Genomic DNA, 20,421 nt, shown 5'->3' with positions numbered 1-20,421 from the left:
TCTACAGTGTCATTAAAAGAAGTTTGATACGTTTGGGGTTAACTATGGATCAATTTTTACCTTTCTCACGCCCAGCGATTGGCGATGAAGAAATCGCGGCGGTAGAAAGGGTATTGCGCTCAGGTTGGATCACTACCGGGCCGCAAAATCAGCAGTTGGAAAGTGAGTTTTGCGCCACCTTCGGCTGTAAACATGCCATTGCTGTTTGTTCCGCCACCGCCGGTATGCATATCACCCTGATGGCTCTGGGTATTGGCCCAGGCGACGAAGTTATCACTCCCTCACAGACCTGGGTTTCCACCCTCAACATGATTGAATTGCTCGGCGCGACGCCGGTAATGATTGACGTTGACCGCGATACGCTGATGGTCAGCGCCAGCGATGTTGAAGCAGCGATTACGGCAAAAACCAAAGCTATTGTTCCGGTACATTACGCTGGCGCACCACTGCAAATGGACGCGTTGCGCGATGTGGCTCAACGCCACAACATTCCTCTGATTGAAGACGCGGCCCACGCCGTCGGTTCCCGTTACAACGGTGAGTGGGTCGGTGCTCGTGGCACGGCCATCTTCTCATTCCACGCGATTAAGAATCTGACCTGCGCCGAAGGCGGCCTGATTGCCACCGACGACGATGAATTGGCGGATCGCCTGCGTTGTTTGAAATTCCACGGTTTGGCCGTTGATGCGTTTGACCGCCAGCAACTGGGGCGCAAACCTCAGGCTGAAGTGGTCGAGCCTGGCTACAAATACAATCTTTCTGATATCCATGCGGCCATCGCCGTGGTGCAACTGGCACGCTTGCCGCAGCTTAATGCTCGCCGTAAAGCGCTGGCGCAGCGTTATCTCACCGCGTTGGAAGGCTCGCCTTTCCTGCCGCTGGGTTTGCCGGATTACCCGCATGACCACGCATGGCATCTGTTTATGGTACGCGTTGATGCCGAGCGCTGTGGGATCGACCGCGATCAACTGATGGAACGCTTGAAAGAAGTCGGTATTGGCACCGGTCTGCATTTCCGCGCGGCCCATACTCAAAAGTTTTATCGTGAACGTTATCCGCAGCTGTCTTTGCCGAATACTGAATGGAACTCGGCGCGCCTGTGTACCTTACCGCTATTCCCTGATATGACCGACGACGATGTTGATCGCGTGGTCAAAGCCTTGTCTTCTGTTGTGGAGTCGTTACGTGTCTCGCGTTGAACCGATAAAAAAAGTTTCGGTGGTGATCCCGGTATACAACGAGCAGGAAAGCTTACCTGCTTTGCTTGAGCGTACCAGTGCTGCCTGTAAACAATTGACCCAACCTTATGAAATTATCCTGGTCGATGACGGCAGCAGTGACAACTCTGCTGACATGTTGACCGCCGCGGCTGAACAGCCAGGCAGCTGTGTTATTGCGGTATTGCTTAACCGTAACTACGGTCAGCATTCGGCGATCATGGCCGGTTTCAACCAGGTGAGTGGCGATCTGGTGATTACACTGGATGCCGATTTGCAAAACCCACCAGAAGAGATCCCGCGTTTAGTGCGCGTGGCGGAAGAAGGCTACGACGTTGTGGGCACCGTGCGTGCTAATCGTCAGGATTCCTGGTTCCGCAAAAGTGCCTCGCGCATCATCAATATGATGATCCAACGCGCCACTGGCAAATCGATGGGGGATTACGGTTGCATGCTACGTGCTTACCGTCGCCATATTATCGAGGCGATGCTTAACTGCCACGAGCGCAGCACCTTCATCCCTATCCTGGCGAATACCTTCGCCCGCCGCACCACAGAAATTGAAGTGCTGCATGCTGAGCGTGAGTTTGGCGATTCCAAATACAGCCTGATGAAGCTGATTAACCTGATGTATGACCTGATCACCTGCTTGACGACAACACCGCTGCGTTTGCTCAGCGTTGTCGGCAGCGTGATAGCTCTCTCAGGTTTCATACTGGCAGTGCTGTTGATCGCTCTGCGTTTGATTATGGGACCTGAATGGTCAGGCGGCGGGGTGTTCACCCTGTTTGCCGTATTGTTTACCTTTATCGGCGCCCAATTTGTCGGCATGGGCCTGCTGGGCGAGTACATCGGTCGTATCTATACCGACGTGCGTGCTCGTCCCCGTTATTTTGTTCAGAAAGTGGTCGGTGAACAACCGACTCACAATACTCAGGAAGAAGAATAATGAAAGCTATTGTATTTGCTTACCATGATATTGGCTGCGCAGGCCTGAAAGCGCTAACTGACGCAGGCTATGATGTTCAAGCGGTATTCACGCATACCGACGATCCTGGTGAGAACAACTTTTTCTCCTCCGTTGCCCGCTTGGGTGCAGAATTGGAGTTGCCGGTTTATGCGCCGGATGACGTTAACCACCCGCTGTGGATCGAGCGTATCCGTCAGATGCAGCCGGACGTTATTTTCTCATTCTATTATCGCAATCTGCTGAGCGACGAACTTCTGTCACTGGCCCCGAAAGGCGGTTTCAACCTGCACGGTTCATTGCTGCCACACTACCGCGGCCGTGCACCAGTGAACTGGGTGTTGGTGAATGGCGAAACCGAAACCGGTGCGACGCTGCATAAAATGGTCAAGCGCCCAGATGCGGGTGACATCGTTGGTCAACGTAAAGTAACCATTGCCGCTGAAGACACAGCTCTGACGCTGCACAAAAAAGTGTTGGAAGCCGCGCAGGTACTGCTGAAAGACGAGCTGCCAAAACTGAAAAACGGTACCGCCACGTTCACCGCGCAAAACGAAGCCGAAGCCAGCTATTTTGGCCGTCGCACTGCGGCAGACGGTGAAATTCTGTGGCATAAATCCGCGCAGGAAATCAACAACCTGGTGCGTGCTGTTACCGAACCTTACCCAGGGGCTTTCAGCTACCTTGGCCAGCGTAAATTGATCGTTTGGCGCGCTCGCGTGCTGGATACACAGCACGACAAGCAACCGGGTACCGTGCTCAGCACTTCTCCGCTGGTTATTGCCTGCGCTGAAGGCGCACTGGAAATCGTTGCCGGTCAAAACGATGCGGGTCTGTACGTACAGGGCAGCCGTCTGGCACAGGAAATGGGTATCGTCACCGACGTGCGCCTGGCAGCCAAGCCAAACGCAGTGATGAAGCGCAGAACGCGTGTGCTGATTCTCGGGGTTAACGGTTTCATCGGTAACCACCTGACCGAACGCCTGCTGCGTGATGACCGTTACGATATCTACGGCTTGGATATTGGCTCTGATGCTATCAGCCGTTTCCTTGATAACCCGCGCTTCCACTTTGTGGAAGGTGACATCAGCATTCACTCCGAGTGGATCGAGTATCACATTAAAAAATGTGACGTCGTTCTGCCGCTGGTGGCTATTGCGACGCCAATCGAATATACCCGCAACCCACTGCGCGTGTTCGAGCTGGATTTTGAAGAAAACTTGAAAATCGTCCGCGACTGCGTGAAATACAATAAGCGCATTATCTTCCCGTCCACCTCTGAAGTGTATGGCATGTGTGACGATAAGGAATTTGACGAAGACCACTCACGTCTGATTGTTGGGCCAATCAACAAACAGCGCTGGATTTATTCCGTGTCCAAACAGTTGCTGGATCGGGTTATCTGGGCATACGGTGCCAAAGAAGGCCTGAAGTTCACGCTGTTCCGTCCATTTAACTGGATGGGGCCGCGTCTGGATAACCTGGATGCTGCGCGTATTGGTTCTTCCCGTGCTATTACCCAGTTGATCCTCAATCTGGTTGAAGGTTCTCCAATCAAATTGATGGACGGCGGGGCGCAGAAACGTTGTTTCACTGACATCAACGACGGTATTGAGGCGCTGTTCCGCATTATCGAAAACCGTGATGGCCTGTGTGACGGCCAGATCGTCAACATCGGTAACCCGACCAACGAAGCCAGCATCCGCGAATTAGCAGAAATGCTGCTTGAAAGCTTCAACAACCACCCGCTGCGCGATCGCTTCCCGCCGTTTGCCGGCTTCAAAGATGTGGAAAGCAGCAGCTACTACGGTAAAGGCTATCAGGACGTTGAGCACCGTACGCCAAGCATCAAGAATGCGCGTCGCCTGCTGGATTGGCAGCCGACCATCGCGATGCAGCAAACCGTTGCTGATACGCTGGATTACTTCTTGCGCACAACCGTTCAGGAAGGTGACGGTGCATGAAGAAAGTCGGTCTGCGAGTTGATGTAGATACCTTCAGCGGCACCCGGGAAGGGGTGCCGCAGTTGCTGGAGTTGTTTGACAAGTACAATATTCAGGCCAGTTTCTTTTTCAGCGTAGGACCGGACAATATGGGGCGCCATCTTTGGCGCCTTTTGCGTCCGAAATTCCTGTGGAAAATGCTGCGTTCTAACGCAGCATCACTGTATGGCTTGGACATTTTGCTGGCTGGCACAGCCTGGCCGGGACGCAATATCTCCCGTCGGCTGGGGCCGTTGATGAAACTTACCGCAGAGGCCGGGCATGAGGTGGGGTTACATGCCTGGGATCATCAGGGTTGGCAAGCCAAAGTCGCGCGCTGGTCTGAGGCTGAGCTGACGCAGCAGGTTCAACTTGGTGTGGACGCACTGGCTGCCAGTACCGGTCAGCCGGTTAAATGTTCAGCGGTTGCCGGTTGGCGTGCAGATACGCGGGTGTTGGAAGTGAAGCAGCGCTTTGGTTTTCATTACAACAGCGATTGTCGTGGTACGCATCCCTTCCGACCTGTGTTAAGCGATGGCCGCCTGGGAACCGTACAGATTCCAGTCACGCTACCGACCTTTGATGAGGTGATTGGTAGCGAAGTGAGTATGGCTGACTTTAACGATTACATTCTGCGGGCCATTGAAAGCGATCCGGGTGTGCCGGTATATACCATTCACACTGAAGTTGAAGGTATGTCACAGGCAGCCATGTTTGAGCAGTTACTGCAGCGGGCGCAACGGCAGGGCATAGAATTCTGTCCGTTAAGCGCACTGTTGCCCCAAGATTTGGCGTCATTGCCATTGGGCCGCGTCGAGCGTGCTCCTTTCCCTGGCCGCGAAGGTTGGCTGGGCTGTCAAACCGATGTGAAGGACGATTCATGAAGGCGCTAAAAGGATCATGGGCCATTTTATTGGCCATTTTTTTTGCTTTGGTTTACCTGATTCCTCTCAACGGTCGCCTGTTATGGCAACCAGATGAAACTCGCTATGCTGAAATTAGCCGAGAGATGCTGCAACGTGGCGACTGGGTCGTGCCGCATTTGCTCGGTCTGCGCTATTTTGAAAAACCGGTTGCTGGCTATTGGTTCAACAACATCAGCCAATGGTTGTTTGGTGATACTAACTTTGCGGTGCGCTTTGGTTCGGTATTTAGCACCGGCATGACGGCGTTGTTGGTATTTGTACTGGCAATGCTGATGTGGCGCAATGCCCACCGCGCTTGCCTGGCGGTACTGATTTTCCTGTCTATGGTGCTGGTTTTCAGCATCGGTACCTACAGCGTATTGGATCCGATGATCTCGTTGTGGCTGGCCGCAGCCATGGTCAGCTATTATATGACGCTGAAAGCCACCACGGTTAAAGGCAAACTGGGTGGCTACGTGCTGCTGGGCTTGGCCTGTGGAATGGGCTTTATGACCAAGGGGTTCCTGGCACTGGCGGTACCGGTGATTGCGGTGATCCCGATCGTTATACAACAGCGGCGGATTAAAGATCTGTTGATTTATGGCCCTGTGGCGATCGTGGTTGCCGTGTTGTTGAGCTTGCCTTGGGCGTTGGCGATTGCACAACGTGAACCGGACTTTTGGAATTACTTCTTCTGGGTTGAGCATATTCAGCGATTCGCCGAAGACAATGCCCAACATAAAGCGCCATTCTGGTATTACCTCCCGATTCTGATGGCTGCTGTATTGCCATGGCTGGCACTTTTGCCGGGGGCGCTGCTCAAAGGCTGGCGTGAACGCGTCCAACGGCCTGAGCTGTTCTTCCTGCTCAGTTGGGTGATGATGCCGCTGATCTTCTTCAGCATCGCCAAGGGCAAGTTGCCAACCTATATTCTGCCATGCATGGCACCGATGGCGTTGTTAATGGCGGCGTATGCTGAAGATTGCGTGGCGGCACTGCGCAGTAAGGTCTTCAAGGTTAACGCCGTATTAAACGGATTGTTTGGATTAATCGGCATCGTGGCGCTGCTGGTCCTGGGCTCCGGGTTACTGCCGAAAGTGCATTTGTTTACCGCACAAGAGTGGCCGAAGATCGTCATCGGCATTATCGCCTTTGCCGGTTGGTTGCTGTTTGCTGTCGTATCGGTGCGCAATAATGCAAAACGCTGGAGCTGGGCGGCGGCTTGCCCGTTGCTGCTGTGCCTGCTGATTGGCTATGCTATTCCACAACAGGTCACTGACTCCAAATTGCCGCAAAACTTCGCGCAGACCAATATGGCTGAGTTAAGCCACAGCCGTTATGTACTGACTGATAGCGTTGGCGTGGCTGCGGGTTTGGCCTGGGAATTGAAGCGCAGCGATGTACTGATGTTTAACCAGAAGGGAGAAGTTTCCTATGGCTTGGATTACGCAGATGCGCGTAGCCATTTCATCAGCGATGCGGACTTCCCACAGTGGTTGGAACAGGCACGTAAGCAGGGCGATGTTTCACTGGTCTTGCAGTTGTCCCGTGGCGAAAGCATTGAACAGCAAAATCTGCCGCCGGCGGATAAGGTGCAGGTAATGAACCGTCTGGCATTGTTCTGGTATCAGCAGCAGCCATGATCATCGGCTATCTGTTGGTCATTGTGGTCAGCTTGCTCACCTGTGGTGGGCAGCTGTGCCAGAAACAGGCCGCCCAGTGCTGGCAGTTGGCTCCCGCCGTCAGGCGGGGGCCAACGCTGCGTTGGTTGGCACTGGCGGTGTTGTTGTTAGGGTTAGGTATGGCCGTGTGGCTTAACGTATTACAACGTTTGCCGCTCAGTTTGGCCTATCCGACACTCAGTCTGAACTTTGTGTTGGTGACGCTTGCCGCCCGTTGGTTGTTTAAAGAACCGACTACCGTACGGCATTGGTGGGGGGTAGGTTCGATTATGCTGGGGATCCTGCTGATGAGTATAAATCCATGAGGGGCTATGCCTGGGGCGCTGCCAGCGTCCTGCTGGTTACGCTGGCACAGCTGTTGATGAAGTGGGGAATGTCACAGATCCCACTGATGTCATTTGCTGACGTCACTCTCAGCCTGTTTAGCCAATACTGGTTACCACTTCTGGCGGTCAGTGGCGGTATTTTCGGCTATGCATTGTCAATGTTATGCTGGTTCTTCGCGCTCCACCATTTGCCTCTTAACCGTGCTTATCCCTTGCTGAGTGTCAGTTATGCGTTGGTCTATCTGGCGGCGGTGATTTTGCCATGGTTTAACGAATCGGCTACCTTACTGAAAACATTGGGTACGCTGTTTATCCTGTTTGGCGTGTGGTTGATTAACAGCCAAGCCACGGTAAAAACGCCCCAATAGCACAAAAACTGGCGCTAATACGATTATCTCCTTCACAGCGCTTGCCTTTTTCCCCCGGTGGGGGATAAATTAGCCCAAAATAGCGATCTCCTTACGTGGTGCCAGCTTTGCCTCGCAGGCGGTAGGCTTTACCGGACGGCATGATGCGGCAGCGTGTTCAATGAAGGGATATTATGCGGATGCGTATTTGGTTTTTACTCGCCAGTTTAATACTTGCTGGTTGCAGCAGCCATGCACCGCCTCCAAGCGGCCGGTTGGCGGATTCCATTGTGGTGGTGGCTCAGTTAAATGAGCAGCTGCGTCAATGGTACGGCGCACCTTATCGTTACGGTGGCGTGGATCGGGGCGGCGTTGATTGCTCCGGGTTCGTCTATCGCACCTTCCGCGACCGTTTCGATATGCAATTACCTCGCTCCACAACAGAGCAAACGTCTCTGGGCACCAAAGTGTCTCGTGATGAACTGATGCCGGGCGATTTAGTCTTTTTCAAAACCGGTGCTGGCGAGAACGGTTTGCACGTCGGCATTTATGATACCAACGATCAATTCATTCACGCGTCCACCAGTAGAGGCGTGATGCGTTCGTCTCTGGACAACGTATATTGGAAAAAGGCCTACTGGCAGGCTCGCCGCATTTAGTCTTAACTCTTTGATTTGGTGTATCATGGCGGTATCACATATTTAACGGTGACCGCCATGACACGTTTACGCTTATTGATTTCCGACTCTTACGATCCTTGGTTCAATCTGGCTGTGGAAGAATGCATCTTCCGCGAAATGACTACGCAGAAAATTCTGTTCTTATGGCGCAACGCCGAAACCGTGGTCATTGGCCAGTCACAAAACCCCTGGAAAGAGTGCAATACCCGCAGGATGGAACAAGACGGTATTCGCCTGGCACGTCGTAGCAGTGGCGGTGGCGCGGTATTTCACGATCTGGGGAATACCTGTTTTACTTTTATGGCGGGCAAGCCCGATTACGATAAGACAGTCTCAACCGGGATTATCCTGCAGGCGTTGGCACAGCTGGGTATTTCCGCCACCGCATCCGGGCGTAATGATCTCGTGATCGATACCGCAGACGGCGTACGCAAAATCTCCGGCTCAGCCTACCGAGAAACGCAGGATCGTGGGTTCCACCACGGTACGTTATTGCTCAATGCCGATCTTAACCGCTTGGCGGACTACCTTAATCCTGACCCCAAGAAATTGCAGGCTAAAGGCATCACGTCCGTACGCTCTCGCGTTGCCAATCTGTCCGAATTTCTACCCGACATTAGCCATGAACACGTATGCAACGCGGTGATCCAGGCGTTCTTTAATCACTATGGAGAGACCGCCACGGCGGAGATCATCTCGCCTGATGTCTATCCTGACCTGCCGGATTTTGCCGCACAGTTCGCCAAACAAAGCAGTTGGGAATGGAACTTTGGCAAGGCGCCAGCGTTTAGTCATTTGCTAAATGAACGTTTTGTCTGGGGCGGGGTAGATATCTTTTTTGACGTAGAGAAGGGCCTCATCTGCCGGGCGCAAATCTTTACCGACAGCCTTAGCCCGGCACCGTTACAACATTTGGCCGACATGCTGATTGGCTGTGCCTACCGTACTGATGCACTGGCAGCGTGCTGTGACAGTCTGATTGCCCAGTTTCCAGAACAGGGGGCTGAATTGGCCGAGCTGCGGCAATGGCTGGTTGAGACGATTAAATAATATTCAGATTCTGAATGTTCTGGGATGAGGCAACTCATCCCTTTTTTATGCCAGAAAGAGGGGCTTACTGACGGCCGGTATCCTCCCTTCGACAAAAAATGCAGCCAAAACATCGATGTAGTAGATTTTTCTCAAAAAGCAAGGTGGCATTTTTTTACCGTTTCAATGCAAGGAATAACGAGTGAAATTGATGCGTAATTAAATTTAATCAGTTTATGTGTCTCTTGTGCTTATGTTTGTCGTATACCTTGTTAATAGATTTACGTTGTTAGGATTTTCTTTAATGAAAACAATGATAATAAGTCAAATTTTTAGCGTGACGATATCACTTAAGTTAAATATCGCTTTTTTTAGGGTGTGGTGCGTGTTTTTACCCTTAAGCCAAATTGTTTCTGTTTCCGTCTGATGTGTCGTGGATATAGCTTTAATCTATCAATTAAATGATAAGTTATGGGAGGCTGCATTGATATTTCCGATTAATCTCAGAGGGATTGATCGATAAAATATATTGATATACGATGAGGTGCTCGCCATTCAGCCTGTGGCATTGAAATGAAAATCCAATTCGAAGCTGACTTTATTAGTAGCTATGTTTTTCAACCTGTTTACTCAATGGAGGGCAGGCTGTTAGCGGTAGAAATCTTGAACCGTTTTAATAGTCTGGACGGTGATTTGGCTATGCCGGCTGACATTGGGATTAATTTATTGACCGCTGAGCAAAGGATTGAGTTATTTAATGAGCAATTGAAATTGGCAGAACAGAATGCACCCTGGTTTGCCGAAAACAACGTGTTGTTGACGCTGAATATCGAAGAAACTCTTGTCGATTTGATACTCACTGATGATCAACTGTGTGAACGCATCAGAAAGTGGCCTTTTATTGCCTTTGAAATCAGTGAAGGTTTTCCGAATCTTTCGGCAGGTAAAAACAATGAAAAAATCTACCGGCTTAGCGAGAGGTTTTCGCTATGGTTGGATGATTTTGGTTCTGGTCAGGCAACGTTGACGGCATTGTATGATGGTTTGTTCGACTATGTGAAAATTGACAAGCGTTTTTACTGGCAGTTGTTTACCCATCAGGGATATGACGTGGTCATTGACTCGCTATTAAAGAATATCAATCTGCTGTGTAAGGGGGTGATCGTCGGAGGAATAGAGAAAAAGGAATACTTTAATAAGCTCAGACATGCTGGCGTTTTTGGGCTGCAAGGTTTTTTATGGCCTAGCGTCGGTGTGGATAATCTGGCAGCGTTACGGGTAACACCCGATGAGTTTAATAACAATAATTGAGACCGCACACACAACGGAGCCAATAGTGGACTGGATGATTTTTTCTGTGATTCCGGCGCTGTTATTCATTATCATTTTCTCGCTGATTAAGTATTTTATCTACCAGCGTAAAAAGACATTTAAGTCGTATCGGCATAAACGCTGATCTCCCGCATCTGCCCGCGTTTCGGGCAGATGCGTTCTCCCTACATTTCCTCTGTGTTAATCGTTCCGTCCTGGCTCTACACTAGCTGTAACGGAGGGCCTATGCCGCAGTTTGAAAATGCTTACCATGACCAGCTAGCCGGTTTTTATACCGAATTGAACCCTACGCCGCTGAAAGGCGCTCGCCTGCTGTATCACAGTGAGCCACTCGCGCGTGAGTTGGGGCTGGACGAAAGTTGGTTTACCCAAGATAAAACCCCGATTTGGGCGGGTGAAACGCTGCTGCCAGGGATGAAACCGTTGGCACAGGTATACAGTGGGCACCAGTTCGGGGTTTGGGCTGGGCAGTTGGGTGATGGCCGTGGCATTCTGCTGGGCGAACAGCGACTGGCCGATGGCCGCAGTATGGACTGGCATCTGAAAGGGGCCGGAATGACGCCATACTCGCGTATGGGGGATGGCCGTGCGGTGCTACGTTCGGCGATCCGCGAGTTCCTGGCCTCTGAGGCAATGCATCATCTGGGTATTCCAACAACGCGAGCACTGACCATTGTGACCAGTGAGCATCCCGTTTACCGTGAACAGCCAGAACACGGAGCGATGCTATTGCGCGTAGCAGAAAGCCATGTCCGCTTCGGCCATTTTGAACATTTCTACTACCGCAAACAGCCAGAGCAGGTACAACAGTTAGCTGATTTTGTCATTGCCCGCCACTGGCCGCAGTTTCAAGATCAAAGCGATGGCTATTTGCAGTGGTTTACCGATGTCGTCGAACGTACCGCACGGCTTATCGCCCATTGGCAGACCGTTGGCTTCGCACATGGCGTGATGAATACCGATAATATGTCGATTCTGGGTATGACCATTGATTACGGCCCCTATGGCTTCTTGGATGATTACCAGCCCGACTATATCTGCAACCATTCTGACCATCAGGGCCGTTATGCATTTGATAATCAACCGGCAGCCGCATTGTGGAACCTCCACCGGCTGGCGCAGACGCTGTCCGGATTGATGAGCACCGAACAGTTGCAGCAGGCGCTAGGAGCCTACGAACCGGCGCTGATGCGTGCCTACGGAGAGCAAATGCGGGCCAAGCTCGGTTTCTTCACCCAGTCGCAGCAGGATAACGATCTGCTTACCGGGTTGTTGAGCATGATGGCACAAGAAGGGCGGGATTATAGCCGTACCTTCCGTTTGTTGGGCCAAACGGAACAGCAACAAGCGCAGTCGCCATTACGGGATGAGTTTATTGATCGCGCCGCATTCGACAGTTGGTATCAGCAATATCGTCAGCGTTTGCAGCAAGAACAGGTGAGTGATGCCGAGCGTCAGCGGGCAATGAATGCCGTGAACCCTAAGTTAATTCTGCGCAACTATCTGGCACAGCAGGCGATCGAGAGTGCTGAACAGAACGATGTCAGCAAACTGGCACGTTTACATCAGGCCTTACTGACCCCTTTTGCTGACACAGCGGAATATGACGATCTCGCGGCGTTGCCGCCAGATTGGGGCAAACACCTGGAGATTTCCTGCTCGAGCTGAAATACCCGTCGTCTTTCAAGCTGCAGGGTGGTTACCTGCACTCAGTGAGGTGGCCCGTCCATGGGCCACACCCCTCGCTGCGAGCCGCGTTCACATCAGCTGGGCGCCTGGCTGCAACTTAACATTCATCGGGTATAGGCATGGCAGTCAACTTATTGGCGCAAATACACCTGCGGCAACGCCACTTCCGGGTGGTGCACCACTCCCAAGTCCGCCTGATACCAACGGGTGAGAATCTCCGCCTGCAAGACCTCTTGCGGCGTCCCCGAAGCGACTAGTTGCCCCTGATGCAGCAACAAAATGCGGTCGGCATACAGCGCGGCCAGGTTGAGGTCGTGCAGTACGCAGCACACGGCAATGGGCTGCTGGCGTGTCAGCGTCCGCAGTAGCCTCAGCGTATGCTGCTGGTGGTAGAGATCCAATGCTGACGTCGGTTCGTCAAGAAACAGCCAGGCCGGAGAGGGCTGTGGCTGCCAGAGTTGTGCCAATACGCGGGCAAGCTGCACCCGTTGCTGTTCACCGCCGGAAAGTTGGCGATAATCTCGTTGTGCCAATTCAAGGCAGCCGGTTTGCGTCATCACCTGTTGTATTGCTTGCTGCGCATCCCGCTTGCCATGTGGCGCACGCCCCATGCTGACCACTTCTTCTACCGTAAAGGGAAAGGCCAAATCACTATGCTGGCGCATTACCGCGCGCACCTTCGCCAATTGCTGGGGATGCCACTGTTCTAACGGGCGTCCGAGCAACTGGCATTCGCCACAACCTGGAGCCAGATACCCGGTTAACACACGTAGCAACGTCGACTTACCCGCACCATTCGGCCCGATAATCGCCACCATTTCACCGCTGTTGATGCTGAGTGACACGTCGTTGATTAACCTGCGTGAACCCAGGCTGTAGCGTAATTGCTGCGCTGTCAGACTTGATGTGTTATCCACCCACACGCTCCCGCTGGCGCATGACCAGCCATAAGAAGTAAGGCCCGCCAATCAGACTGGTCATCAAGCCGACGGGCATTTCCGCCGGTGCAACCAGCGTGCGTGCAAACGTATCGCTGACTAAAAGCAGGCAAGCTCCCCCCAGTGCAGAACAAGGCAACAGCCAGCGATGGTCACCGCCAAGGCGCATACGAACCAGATGCGGTACCACCAGCCCGATAAAGCCAATCACGCCGCTCATTGCCACTGCCGCGCCAATCAACAATGCGCTTAATAACAACAGCTGCAGTTTGGCACGCTGGACGTTCACGCCAAGATAATGTGCCTCTTCATCACCCAGTTGGAGCAGGTTCAGTCTACGCGCTTGCAACAGCGTGAGTAGGGTCGCTGGTAAAATCAGGGTGGCGGAAACCGCCAGCGTAGGCCACTGCGACTGGCTCAAGCTGCCCATCATCCACAATGAAAACTGGCGCAATTGCTGATCGTTACTGAGGTAAGACAGTACGCCAATTGCCGCCATGCACAGCGCATTGATGGCAATGCCCGCCAGTAACAGACGCGACAGGCTCCCGTGCCCGCTGCGGCTGATGCCGTAGATCAGGATAGACACCAGCATGCTGCCGAGAAACGCCGCCAGCATGTGGCCATAGAGGGCAACTACCGGTGGTAACGCCAGTGGCATCACGATAATCAGTGCGACAAACAGCGCACCGCCACTGCTGATACCCAGCAAGCTGGGGTCAGCCAACGGGTTGCGGAACAGCCCCTGCATTACGGCACCGGACACGGCTAACGCGCAGCCAATCACCACCGCTAACAGCACGCGCGGCAGACGGATGTTTAACCAGATATGCCAGGTGGTGTCGCTGAACGGTTGCTGCCACAAGGTACGGAATGACAAGGTCAGTGCACCCATATTGGCGGCACCCAGCGCCAGCAGCGTCAGTAACACCAGCAGGCTGGCAATCGCCAGGCGTGGGGAAGTGCGACTGCGCATTACTTTTGCTCCGCCGCATTACGCAATTTAGCCAGCGCGGCAGGCGTTTCTAACCCAAAACCGAGCAGCGCCATATCGTCAACGACCAGCACACGATGTTGTTTACCGGCAGGCGTGAGTGCAATGCCGGGCAATTTCCAAAGTTGTTCCTGCCCACCGAGGGTTTTAATGCCGTCAGTGGTGACCAACAACAGATCGGGTGCACTGGCGATCACGCCTTCCTGCGACAGCGGGCGGTAGCGGCTAAATCCTTGCATGGCGTTCTTCAGACCGGCTGCGGTGATGACCGCATCAGCCGCGGTGTGCTGCCCGGCAGCCATGGGGGTAATGCCGCCATGGCTCATGACGAACAAGACCCTGACCGGCAAGGCATCTGTTTTTACCGCCGCCAACTGTTGCTGGTAGCGCGTGTTTAACGCCTTGCCTTGGGCGGTTCGTTGCAGTGCATTGGCAATGACGGTGATTTTTTCCGGCACGCTCTGCAACGTGGTATCGCCTGGAATGCGCACCACGTTAACGCCGCTTTCTTCCAGTTGTTTCAGTACCAAGGCCGGCTCGGCCAACTCAGTGGTCAATACCATCGTGGGTTTTAACGCCAGAATGCCTTCGGCATTAAGCTGGCGCATGTAGCCGACATCCGGCAGTTTTTTGACGGCTTCCGGTTGCAGACTGGTACTGTCTCGCGCTATCACCTCATCGCCCGCGCCCAGTGCGAAGGCAATTTCGGTGACGTCACCGCCTATCGAGACAATACGTTCTGCCGCCGTAGCGGTGAAGGGTAACGCCAGCGCAATGCACAACGCCAGGCGACGGGTCAATGAGGATGTCATGCAGCAATATCCTTAGGTTCAAGTGCCGCAACCTGCTCGCGCCACTGGGTTTGTTCAGGTTGACCTTCAGTACGTTGACCGTAAAGCTGGGCGATTTGTGTCCCATCAGCAGCGAACAATTCCAGACTGGTGACAAAGCCGTCTTTGGTTGGTTTGCGGGTGATCCAACTTTCGGCGATGGCATCTTCGATCAGGTGCAGGGTGAAGCGACGGTTAAACACGTTAATCCAGCCTTCCTGTGGCATCAGACGCTCGATCTGACCGGTAAAGATCTGCACACAGCCACGGTTGCCGACAAAAATCATGATTTCGTTTTGCAGGCCGAGCGCTGCGTTGAGCAACTGGGACAGGGCGCTGTTATCCACCCGGTAGGCCAAATCGTTGCCGACGGCCTTGAAGGCCTGCTGACGCGTCAGCTTATTGCGGCTTAACAACTGGAAGAACTGGTGAACGTCGGTCATTTCACGCCATTCGCGGTCGATCTTTTCGTTGTCCGGTGCGGCGTTACTGACCGTAGCGTCCGGGGCTTTCAGTTCCAACGCCGGATTTTCTGCACTCAGATGGCGCTCCACCAACGCCATCCAGGCGGACAGATCGGTCTCGTCGGTGGTGTACACCTTATGCAACGCGTCACCCTGATGATCGAAGAACTGAATGCTGTGACGCACGCCGCGCTTGTTGGTTTCGCTCATGGCGAAGGCGCTGGCCCACTGGTTGAGGAACAGCCGCAAATCCAACTCGCGCGGGTTGAGGATCAGCCCCGCGTGTCCGTTCAGGTGTTGGTTGAGGTAGCGCCCCATCTGCTCGTGCACCGCGTAGCTGTTACGGGTGATGGATTTGGTGACGCCAACCTGCTCCAATTCGGTCAGCAGGGTACGGGCATCAGTCTGGAGGCGGCGGGTATCCTGACCAACGCGAGCATGGGTCAGTTCCGCTTCGCTAACGCCAAGCAGTTCGGCCAAATCACGTGCATATTTGCCTGGGTTATCAATCTTGGCCTGCTGGTAGCGTGCGTAGAGGGTATTGCTCATAAATAGTTCTCCTGTGTAAGGTGCAATCGGCGGGCATTCGGGTTGCCCGCCGGACTTAAAACGTTACCACTGGTAGCTGACCAACAGTTTGGCATTACGGCCATCCTGCGGAATGCCCTGCGGCGAGTAATATTCTTTGTCGAAGGCGTTCCCCAGCACCACGGTGGTGGTGACGCCTTGCAGACGATCGCGGCCTTTATAGCTCAGGTAGAAATCGTTGACGCCGTAGCCGCCTTGTTCTGGCGTGCCGGTTTCTACGCGGCTAGCCCGTTGGGCTAAGGTGGCGACCCAACCGGTTGACAGGCCTGTTTCGCCGAGTGGAATATCCAATGTGCTCGTGACGGTGTCTGGATTGATGCTGTTTAGCCATTCGCCGCTGGTTTCGTTCTTGCCGCGGGTACGGTTGTATGCCAAGTCCCAGCCAAAAATCGAGGTTTTATAGCTCAGCATGGCGTCCCAACCCCAGATTTTTGCCCGGTCGATGTTGGTCGAGAACGTGGTACAGCTGATGCAATAAGGGCCACGTGGGCCGCGCCCCAGCTCCATGGTGACGTCCGTGGTGATGTAGTCCCGCGCCTTGGTGTCGAAGTAGCTGGCTTTAAATTGCAGGCTGTCATCAGCCAACAACAGATCGTCAAAGCGTAATCCAAAACCGTATTCTTGGGTCGCATTGGTTTCAGGCTTCAGATTTGGGTTGGGCACCCAGTTGTTGGTAATGGTGGTAGGCCCCATAGGGATCGAGAAGTGTTTGGAATCGTTGTACATCTCGCCCATCGTTGGGGCACGGAATGCCTGCGAGTAGGAGCCGAACAGCATCAACCAATCGGTTGGCGTGATGCTGACTGCACCGCGCGAGGACCACTTGTCGGCATCCACGTCCGCATATCCGTCGCTAGAGCCTTTGTAATTGTCGTAGCGCGTCCCGGCAAGCAGGGTGATAGGCAAATCACGCAGGGTGATTTCGTCTTGTAACCAGCCGGAAGCAAAATTGATTTTTGCCTGTGGGAAGCTTTCCGTGGCGCCACCTGGCGTTTGTTCCTGCTTGTAAGCTTCACTGCCGTAGGTAAACAAGTGGGAAGCGAAGGTATCCGCAAACAGCCGCGTGCGGTTTTCCAACTTAGCACCCCGCGTGGTTTGCTTGCGGGCCTCATCTTCACTGCCGTTGGTGTGTGCGTTAATCTCTACTTCGGAGTAATAGATTTTCGCTTCTGCGTCGAGCCAGTCTTGGCCTACAGGTTTCAATTTGTAGCTAAGTTGACCGTCACGCTGGATGGTAGAACGGTCGGTCATCAGGTTACCGCTGCTGCTGGCGGACTCTTGCGGGTTCTTTGGCTCCTGCGCCCGGTTATTGTAGTAGCGTAAATTCCCGCTTAACGATTGGTTCTCATCGAGCATCCATGTCCCTTTGGCTAACACATTGCTGATGGTTTCATCATTCGGTGCATCGAAGCCGTTACCCTGGCGCAGATTACCGACATCACGGGTGCCGAATGACAGCAGGCCGTCGAGGCTGTCGGTCTTGCCGTAGGCGCTGGCGCCCATACCCAGGCTGTGATCGCCGCTACCCGCGGTGCCATAGACCCGGTAGCCGCTATTGTGGCCCGGCATTAATAGATCGGCGGCATCCACCGTTTCATAGGCAATTACGCCGCCCAACGCACCGCTGCCATACAACAGGGCAGAAGGGCCGCGCACTACTTCGATACGCTTTACCAGAGCAGGGTCGAGGAATGTCGCACCAAGGTGCCCGGTGTCAGTGCCCTGACGAATACCGTCTACCAGCGTCAGTACGCCATTTTTACCATAGCCGCGCATAAAAACGTCCTGACCGTTGCTGCGACCGGTGCCATTGACGGTAATACCCGGCACGCGGCGTAGCATATCGGCGGCGCTGGTGGCGGTCTGGCTTTCAGGCGTATCGCCCTCGATCACCGTGACCATCATTGGTGCTTCGAAGCTGCTGCGCGCGTTGCCGGTGGCGGCCACGGTCATTGTTTCGTCGCTGGCTTTGTCTTTTTTCGCTGGTGAAGCCGCCGTCGTAGAACGAGAAGACGTCGTGCTGTTGGTTTGTGCAAAAGTCACCGCCGGCAGAGCACAGGCAATCGCCAGACTCAATGCGGATAAACGCAGCCGGGTGGAAGGGGTCAGAGGCATGTCGCAACTCTCCGTATGTTTTTAACATATCAATAGATTTGCTGGCTGCCTGGATCAACATCGATCGGGGTGGCTGGCGTTAAGGGATAGGTGTTATTTGGTCAGGATCAATTTCCCGGCTTTGGTCTGCCGCAGCTGATAGCGCTGGCCCTGATGGATGATGATCGCCACGCCATCGGCATCAAGCAGCTGAGTGCTGTCGTAGCAAGGAGGCGAGGTCAGGCCGGTCGCCGCGGGGCTAGCGGCTTTGGCGGGTAGATTATGATTGTGATTATCCATCGTCATGTGTTTATAAAACAGACCATTAAATAGTAATTAATATCAAAGTGAGAATCATTATCATGTGAACGAAAGGTTACATCAAGGAAAATTTTCTTACCAATGGAACCTTTTTGCAGGAAAGTGATGTGATACGGGCTGAGCGACTCAGCCCGTGAAAATTGCGGTTATTTCAGCAGGGTTTCGATACGGTCAAATAAGCGTTCGGGTTTGGTGATCGGCGCGAAGCGTTTCACTCGTTGGCCGTCTGCCGTCAGCAAGAACTTGGTGAAGTTCCATTTGATGCGTTGGCTACCGAATACACCCGGTGCCAGTCGCTTTAATTCGTTAAACAGCGGGTGTGCACCCGGACCGTTAACTTCAATTTTGCTGAACAGCGGGAAGCTGACGCCGTAGTTCAACGTGCAGAAGTTGGCGATTTCCAGCGGATCACCGGGTTCTTGTGCTCCGAATTGATTACAGGGAAAGCCCAGTACCATCAGGCCGCGCTCGCGGTAGTATTGCCAAAGGTTTTCCAACCCACGGTACTGCGGCGTAAACCCGCATTTGCTGGCGGTATTCACCACCAAATAGGCCCGGGCAGGGAAATCACCCAGGGTTTTGTGTTCCCCTTGCAATGTAACGCAGGGGATGGATAACAATGAATTGCTCATGCAGGGAACTCCATATCCTGTGACGAAAGCGCTTTCGCGCTGCAGACTGGGCATAATTATAGATGAGTCGCTGGCGGGTAGAAAAGCCGGGGCGGGCGCCCCGGTGAGTGGCTCAGAAGCGGGTATCTACCGCATCCGCGAGCATAGCCAGCAACTGTTCGCTGTCGGACCAGCTCAGGCAAGGATCGGTGATCGACTGGCCGTAGGTCAGCGGTTGTCCGGCAACGATTTTCTGTGTGCCTTCTACGAGGAAGCTTTCTGCCATTACGCCAGTGACAGCGACAGAACCTGCACGGATTTGCTGGCAGACGTTTTCTGCCACTTCCAGCTGGCGACGATGCAATTTCTGACAGTTACCGTGGCTGAAGTCGATCACCAGGTGTTCCGGCAGGTCGAATTCACGCAGGCTATCGCAGGCGGCAACAATGTCGGTTGCGTGATAGTTCGGCGTTTTGCCCCCGCGCATGATGATATGGCCATACGGATTACCACTGGTCTGATAGATCGTCATTTGCCCGTGCTTGTCCGGGGACAGGAACATATGCCCGGCGCGTGCGGCACGGATGGCATCTATGGCAATACGGGTGTTGCCGTCTGTCCCATTCTTAAAGCCTACCGGGCAAGAAAGCGCCGAAGCCATCTCGCGGTGGATCTGGCTTTCGGTAGTGCGTGCGCCAATGGCACCCCAGCTGATCAGATCGGCAATGTATTGGCCTACAACCATGTCGAGGAACTCGGTGGCGGTAGGCAGGCCGAGTTGGTTCACTTCCAGCAACAGTCTACGGGCCATTTCAATGCCACGATTCACCTGGAAAGTTCCATCCAGTGCAGGATCGGAGATCAGGCCTTTCCAGCCCACCACGGTGCGCGGCTTTTCAAAATAGGTACGCATCACGATTTCGAGGCGATCCTGATAACGGATGCGCAGGGCATTCAGCCGGCCGGCATAATCAATGGCGGCGTCAAGATCGTGGATAGAACAAGGGCCGATAACCACCAATAGACGGCGATCCTCACCGGTCAGGATTTTTTCAATTCGCTTACGTGACGCCGTCACGTTATCAGCGATTTCCGCCGAGATCGGCAACGTCTCTGCCAACGCTTGCGGCGTCACGAGGCTGTCGATGCGCGCGGTCCGCAGTTCATCTGTTTTGTGCATGATTTTCTCTAAAGATTTTTCTTCGCTGCGGCCGGAGTGCCGGGAAGTGATGGCGATCACAATAACGTAAAAACCGATGAATTCAACCGTAGAAACTGTGTTCTGTTGATCAAAGCCGCGAAAAAAAGCGCAAAAATGATGGGCTATGGAGGAATAATCAACAGATGGCAGGGGAGAGCCTCTGCGATTAGCATTCAAATCTGCTGCCGGTAGAATTGTCCTTCCAGTGATTTGCGGGGGCGAAT

Annotated in this window: 19 protein-coding genes; 11 read left to right on the top strand and 8 right to left on the bottom strand. The window is 53.5% G+C overall.

Annotation, left to right across the window (positions count from 1 at the left end; all coding sequences use genetic code 11):
* Positions 1–44: 44 nt before the first annotated feature.
* The 11 genes from arnB (at position 45) to AC2FCQ_RS04100 (ending at position 12,135) form a co-directional block, all read left to right on the top strand.
* Positions 45–1,199, top strand: a complete 1,155-nt coding sequence (arnB, locus tag AC2FCQ_RS04150) for a UDP-4-amino-4-deoxy-L-arabinose aminotransferase (protein ID WP_037418591.1) — start codon at positions 45–47, stop codon at positions 1,197–1,199.
* Positions 1,186–2,166: an undecaprenyl-phosphate 4-deoxy-4-formamido-L-arabinose transferase gene (gene arnC / locus AC2FCQ_RS04145; RefSeq protein WP_209633015.1), complete on the top strand. Its 981-nt coding sequence runs from the start codon at positions 1,186–1,188 to the stop codon at positions 2,164–2,166. The genes arnB and arnC overlap by 14 nt, the downstream gene beginning before the upstream one ends.
* Positions 2,166–4,148, top strand: coding sequence for a bifunctional UDP-4-amino-4-deoxy-L-arabinose formyltransferase/UDP-glucuronic acid oxidase ArnA (gene arnA, locus AC2FCQ_RS04140; protein WP_490307617.1), 1,983 nt, complete (start codon positions 2,166–2,168; stop codon positions 4,146–4,148). The genes arnC and arnA overlap by 1 nt, the downstream gene beginning before the upstream one ends.
* Positions 4,145–5,050, top strand: coding sequence for a 4-deoxy-4-formamido-L-arabinose-phosphoundecaprenol deformylase (arnD, locus tag AC2FCQ_RS04135; RefSeq protein ID WP_209633017.1), 906 nt, complete (start codon positions 4,145–4,147; stop codon positions 5,048–5,050). Before arnA ends, arnD begins: the two co-directional genes overlap by 4 nt.
* Complete coding sequence (arnT, locus tag AC2FCQ_RS04130) at positions 5,047–6,714, top strand: lipid IV(A) 4-amino-4-deoxy-L-arabinosyltransferase (protein ID WP_490307616.1); 1,668 nt, start codon at positions 5,047–5,049, stop codon at positions 6,712–6,714. Before arnD ends, arnT begins: the two co-directional genes overlap by 4 nt.
* Entirely contained in the window at positions 6,711–7,058 is a 348-nt protein-coding gene (gene arnE, locus AC2FCQ_RS04125) for a 4-amino-4-deoxy-L-arabinose-phosphoundecaprenol flippase subunit ArnE (protein WP_209633019.1), read from the top strand. The genes arnT and arnE overlap by 4 nt, the downstream gene beginning before the upstream one ends.
* Positions 7,055–7,447, top strand: coding sequence for a 4-amino-4-deoxy-L-arabinose-phosphoundecaprenol flippase subunit ArnF (gene arnF / locus AC2FCQ_RS04120; protein ID WP_209633020.1), 393 nt, complete (start codon positions 7,055–7,057; stop codon positions 7,445–7,447). The genes arnE and arnF overlap by 4 nt, the downstream gene beginning before the upstream one ends.
* Before the next feature lie 173 nt (positions 7,448–7,620).
* Positions 7,621–8,085, top strand: coding sequence for an NlpC/P60 family protein (locus AC2FCQ_RS04115; protein ID WP_490307615.1), 465 nt, complete (start codon positions 7,621–7,623; stop codon positions 8,083–8,085).
* 57 nt (positions 8,086–8,142) lie between these two features.
* Positions 8,143–9,156 (top strand): lipoate--protein ligase, encoded by a 1,014-nt coding sequence (gene lplA, locus AC2FCQ_RS04110; protein ID WP_209633021.1) that lies wholly within the window; start codon positions 8,143–8,145, stop codon positions 9,154–9,156.
* 552 nt (positions 9,157–9,708) lie between these two features.
* A complete protein-coding gene (locus AC2FCQ_RS04105; protein ID WP_209633022.1) occupies positions 9,709–10,446 on the top strand; it encodes an EAL domain-containing protein in 738 nt (245 codons plus the stop codon).
* Positions 10,447–10,692: 246 nt separating this feature from the next.
* Positions 10,693–12,135, top strand: a complete 1,443-nt coding sequence (locus tag AC2FCQ_RS04100) for a protein adenylyltransferase SelO (RefSeq protein ID WP_209633023.1) — start codon at positions 10,693–10,695, stop codon at positions 12,133–12,135.
* A gap of 152 nt (positions 12,136–12,287) precedes the next feature.
* On the opposite strand, the gene AC2FCQ_RS04095 is transcribed toward AC2FCQ_RS04100, so the two are convergent.
* The 8 genes from AC2FCQ_RS04095 to AC2FCQ_RS04060 form a co-directional block, all read right to left on the bottom strand.
* Positions 12,288–13,073, bottom strand: coding sequence for a heme ABC transporter ATP-binding protein (locus AC2FCQ_RS04095; RefSeq protein WP_209633024.1), 786 nt, complete (start codon positions 13,071–13,073; stop codon positions 12,288–12,290).
* The gene (locus tag AC2FCQ_RS04090; protein WP_314592289.1) at positions 13,066–14,070 is read right to left on the bottom strand and encodes a FecCD family ABC transporter permease; all 1,005 of its coding nucleotides are present in this window, start codon (positions 14,068–14,070) and stop codon (positions 13,066–13,068) included. The genes AC2FCQ_RS04095 and AC2FCQ_RS04090 overlap by 8 nt, the downstream gene beginning before the upstream one ends.
* Positions 14,070–14,900, bottom strand: a complete 831-nt coding sequence (locus AC2FCQ_RS04085; RefSeq protein ID WP_209633026.1) for a heme/hemin ABC transporter substrate-binding protein — start codon at positions 14,898–14,900, stop codon at positions 14,070–14,072. The genes AC2FCQ_RS04090 and AC2FCQ_RS04085 overlap by 1 nt, the downstream gene beginning before the upstream one ends.
* Positions 14,897–15,931, bottom strand: coding sequence for a hemin-degrading factor (locus tag AC2FCQ_RS04080; RefSeq protein WP_209633027.1), 1,035 nt, complete (start codon positions 15,929–15,931; stop codon positions 14,897–14,899). The genes AC2FCQ_RS04085 and AC2FCQ_RS04080 overlap by 4 nt, the downstream gene beginning before the upstream one ends.
* Positions 15,932–15,994: 63 nt before the next feature.
* A complete protein-coding gene (locus AC2FCQ_RS04075; RefSeq protein WP_490307614.1) occupies positions 15,995–18,085 on the bottom strand; it encodes a TonB-dependent hemoglobin/transferrin/lactoferrin family receptor in 2,091 nt (696 codons plus the stop codon).
* 93 nt (positions 18,086–18,178) lie between these two features.
* Positions 18,179–18,364 carry a hemin uptake protein HemP gene (gene hemP / locus AC2FCQ_RS04070; protein ID WP_209633029.1) on the bottom strand — a complete coding sequence of 62 codons (186 nt, stop codon included), beginning with the start codon at positions 18,362–18,364 and terminating at the stop codon, positions 18,179–18,181.
* Positions 18,365–18,531: 167 nt separating this feature from the next.
* Entirely contained in the window at positions 18,532–19,017 is a 486-nt protein-coding gene (locus AC2FCQ_RS04065; protein WP_209633030.1) for a glutathione peroxidase, read from the bottom strand.
* Between the two features lie 112 nt (positions 19,018–19,129).
* Complete coding sequence (locus AC2FCQ_RS04060; protein ID WP_037418629.1) at positions 19,130–20,176, bottom strand: 3-deoxy-7-phosphoheptulonate synthase; 1,047 nt, start codon at positions 20,174–20,176, stop codon at positions 19,130–19,132.
* Positions 20,177–20,421: the final 245 nt, after the last annotated feature.

It is taken from the genome of Serratia sp. CoH_134_PS_4, assembly GCF_058190535.1.
This window is presented reverse-complemented; position numbering and strand designations above follow the sequence as displayed.

Coding starts and splice junctions, on each gene's coding strand:
- arnB (WP_037418591.1), top strand. CDS start 45: ATGGATCAATTTTTACCTTTCTCACGCCCAGCGATTGGCGATGAAGAA.
- arnA (WP_490307617.1), top strand. CDS start 2,166: ATGAAAGCTATTGTATTTGCTTACCATGATATTGGCTGCGCAGGCCTG.
- arnD (WP_209633017.1), top strand. CDS start 4,145: ATGAAGAAAGTCGGTCTGCGAGTTGATGTAGATACCTTCAGCGGCACC.
- arnT (WP_490307616.1), top strand. CDS start 5,047: ATGAAGGCGCTAAAAGGATCATGGGCCATTTTATTGGCCATTTTTTTT.
- arnE (WP_209633019.1), top strand. CDS start 6,711: ATGATCATCGGCTATCTGTTGGTCATTGTGGTCAGCTTGCTCACCTGT.
- arnF (WP_209633020.1), top strand. CDS start 7,055: ATGAGGGGCTATGCCTGGGGCGCTGCCAGCGTCCTGCTGGTTACGCTG.
- AC2FCQ_RS04115 (WP_490307615.1), top strand. CDS start 7,621: ATGCGGATGCGTATTTGGTTTTTACTCGCCAGTTTAATACTTGCTGGT.
- lplA (WP_209633021.1), top strand. CDS start 8,143: ATGACACGTTTACGCTTATTGATTTCCGACTCTTACGATCCTTGGTTC.
- AC2FCQ_RS04105 (WP_209633022.1), top strand. CDS start 9,709: ATGAAAATCCAATTCGAAGCTGACTTTATTAGTAGCTATGTTTTTCAA.
- AC2FCQ_RS04100 (WP_209633023.1), top strand. CDS start 10,693: ATGCCGCAGTTTGAAAATGCTTACCATGACCAGCTAGCCGGTTTTTAT.
- AC2FCQ_RS04090 (WP_314592289.1), bottom strand. CDS start 14,070: ATGCGCAGTCGCACTTCCCCACGCCTGGCGATTGCCAGCCTGCTGGTG.
- AC2FCQ_RS04085 (WP_209633026.1), bottom strand. CDS start 14,900: ATGACATCCTCATTGACCCGTCGCCTGGCGTTGTGCATTGCGCTGGCG.
- AC2FCQ_RS04080 (WP_209633027.1), bottom strand. CDS start 15,931: ATGAGCAATACCCTCTACGCACGCTACCAGCAGGCCAAGATTGATAAC.
- AC2FCQ_RS04075 (WP_490307614.1), bottom strand. CDS start 18,085: ATGCCTCTGACCCCTTCCACCCGGCTGCGTTTATCCGCATTGAGTCTG.
- hemP (WP_209633029.1), bottom strand. CDS start 18,364: ATGGATAATCACAATCATAATCTACCCGCCAAAGCCGCTAGCCCCGCG.
- AC2FCQ_RS04065 (WP_209633030.1), bottom strand. CDS start 19,017: ATGAGCAATTCATTGTTATCCATCCCCTGCGTTACATTGCAAGGGGAA.
- AC2FCQ_RS04060 (WP_037418629.1), bottom strand. CDS start 20,176: ATGCACAAAACAGATGAACTGCGGACCGCGCGCATCGACAGCCTCGTG.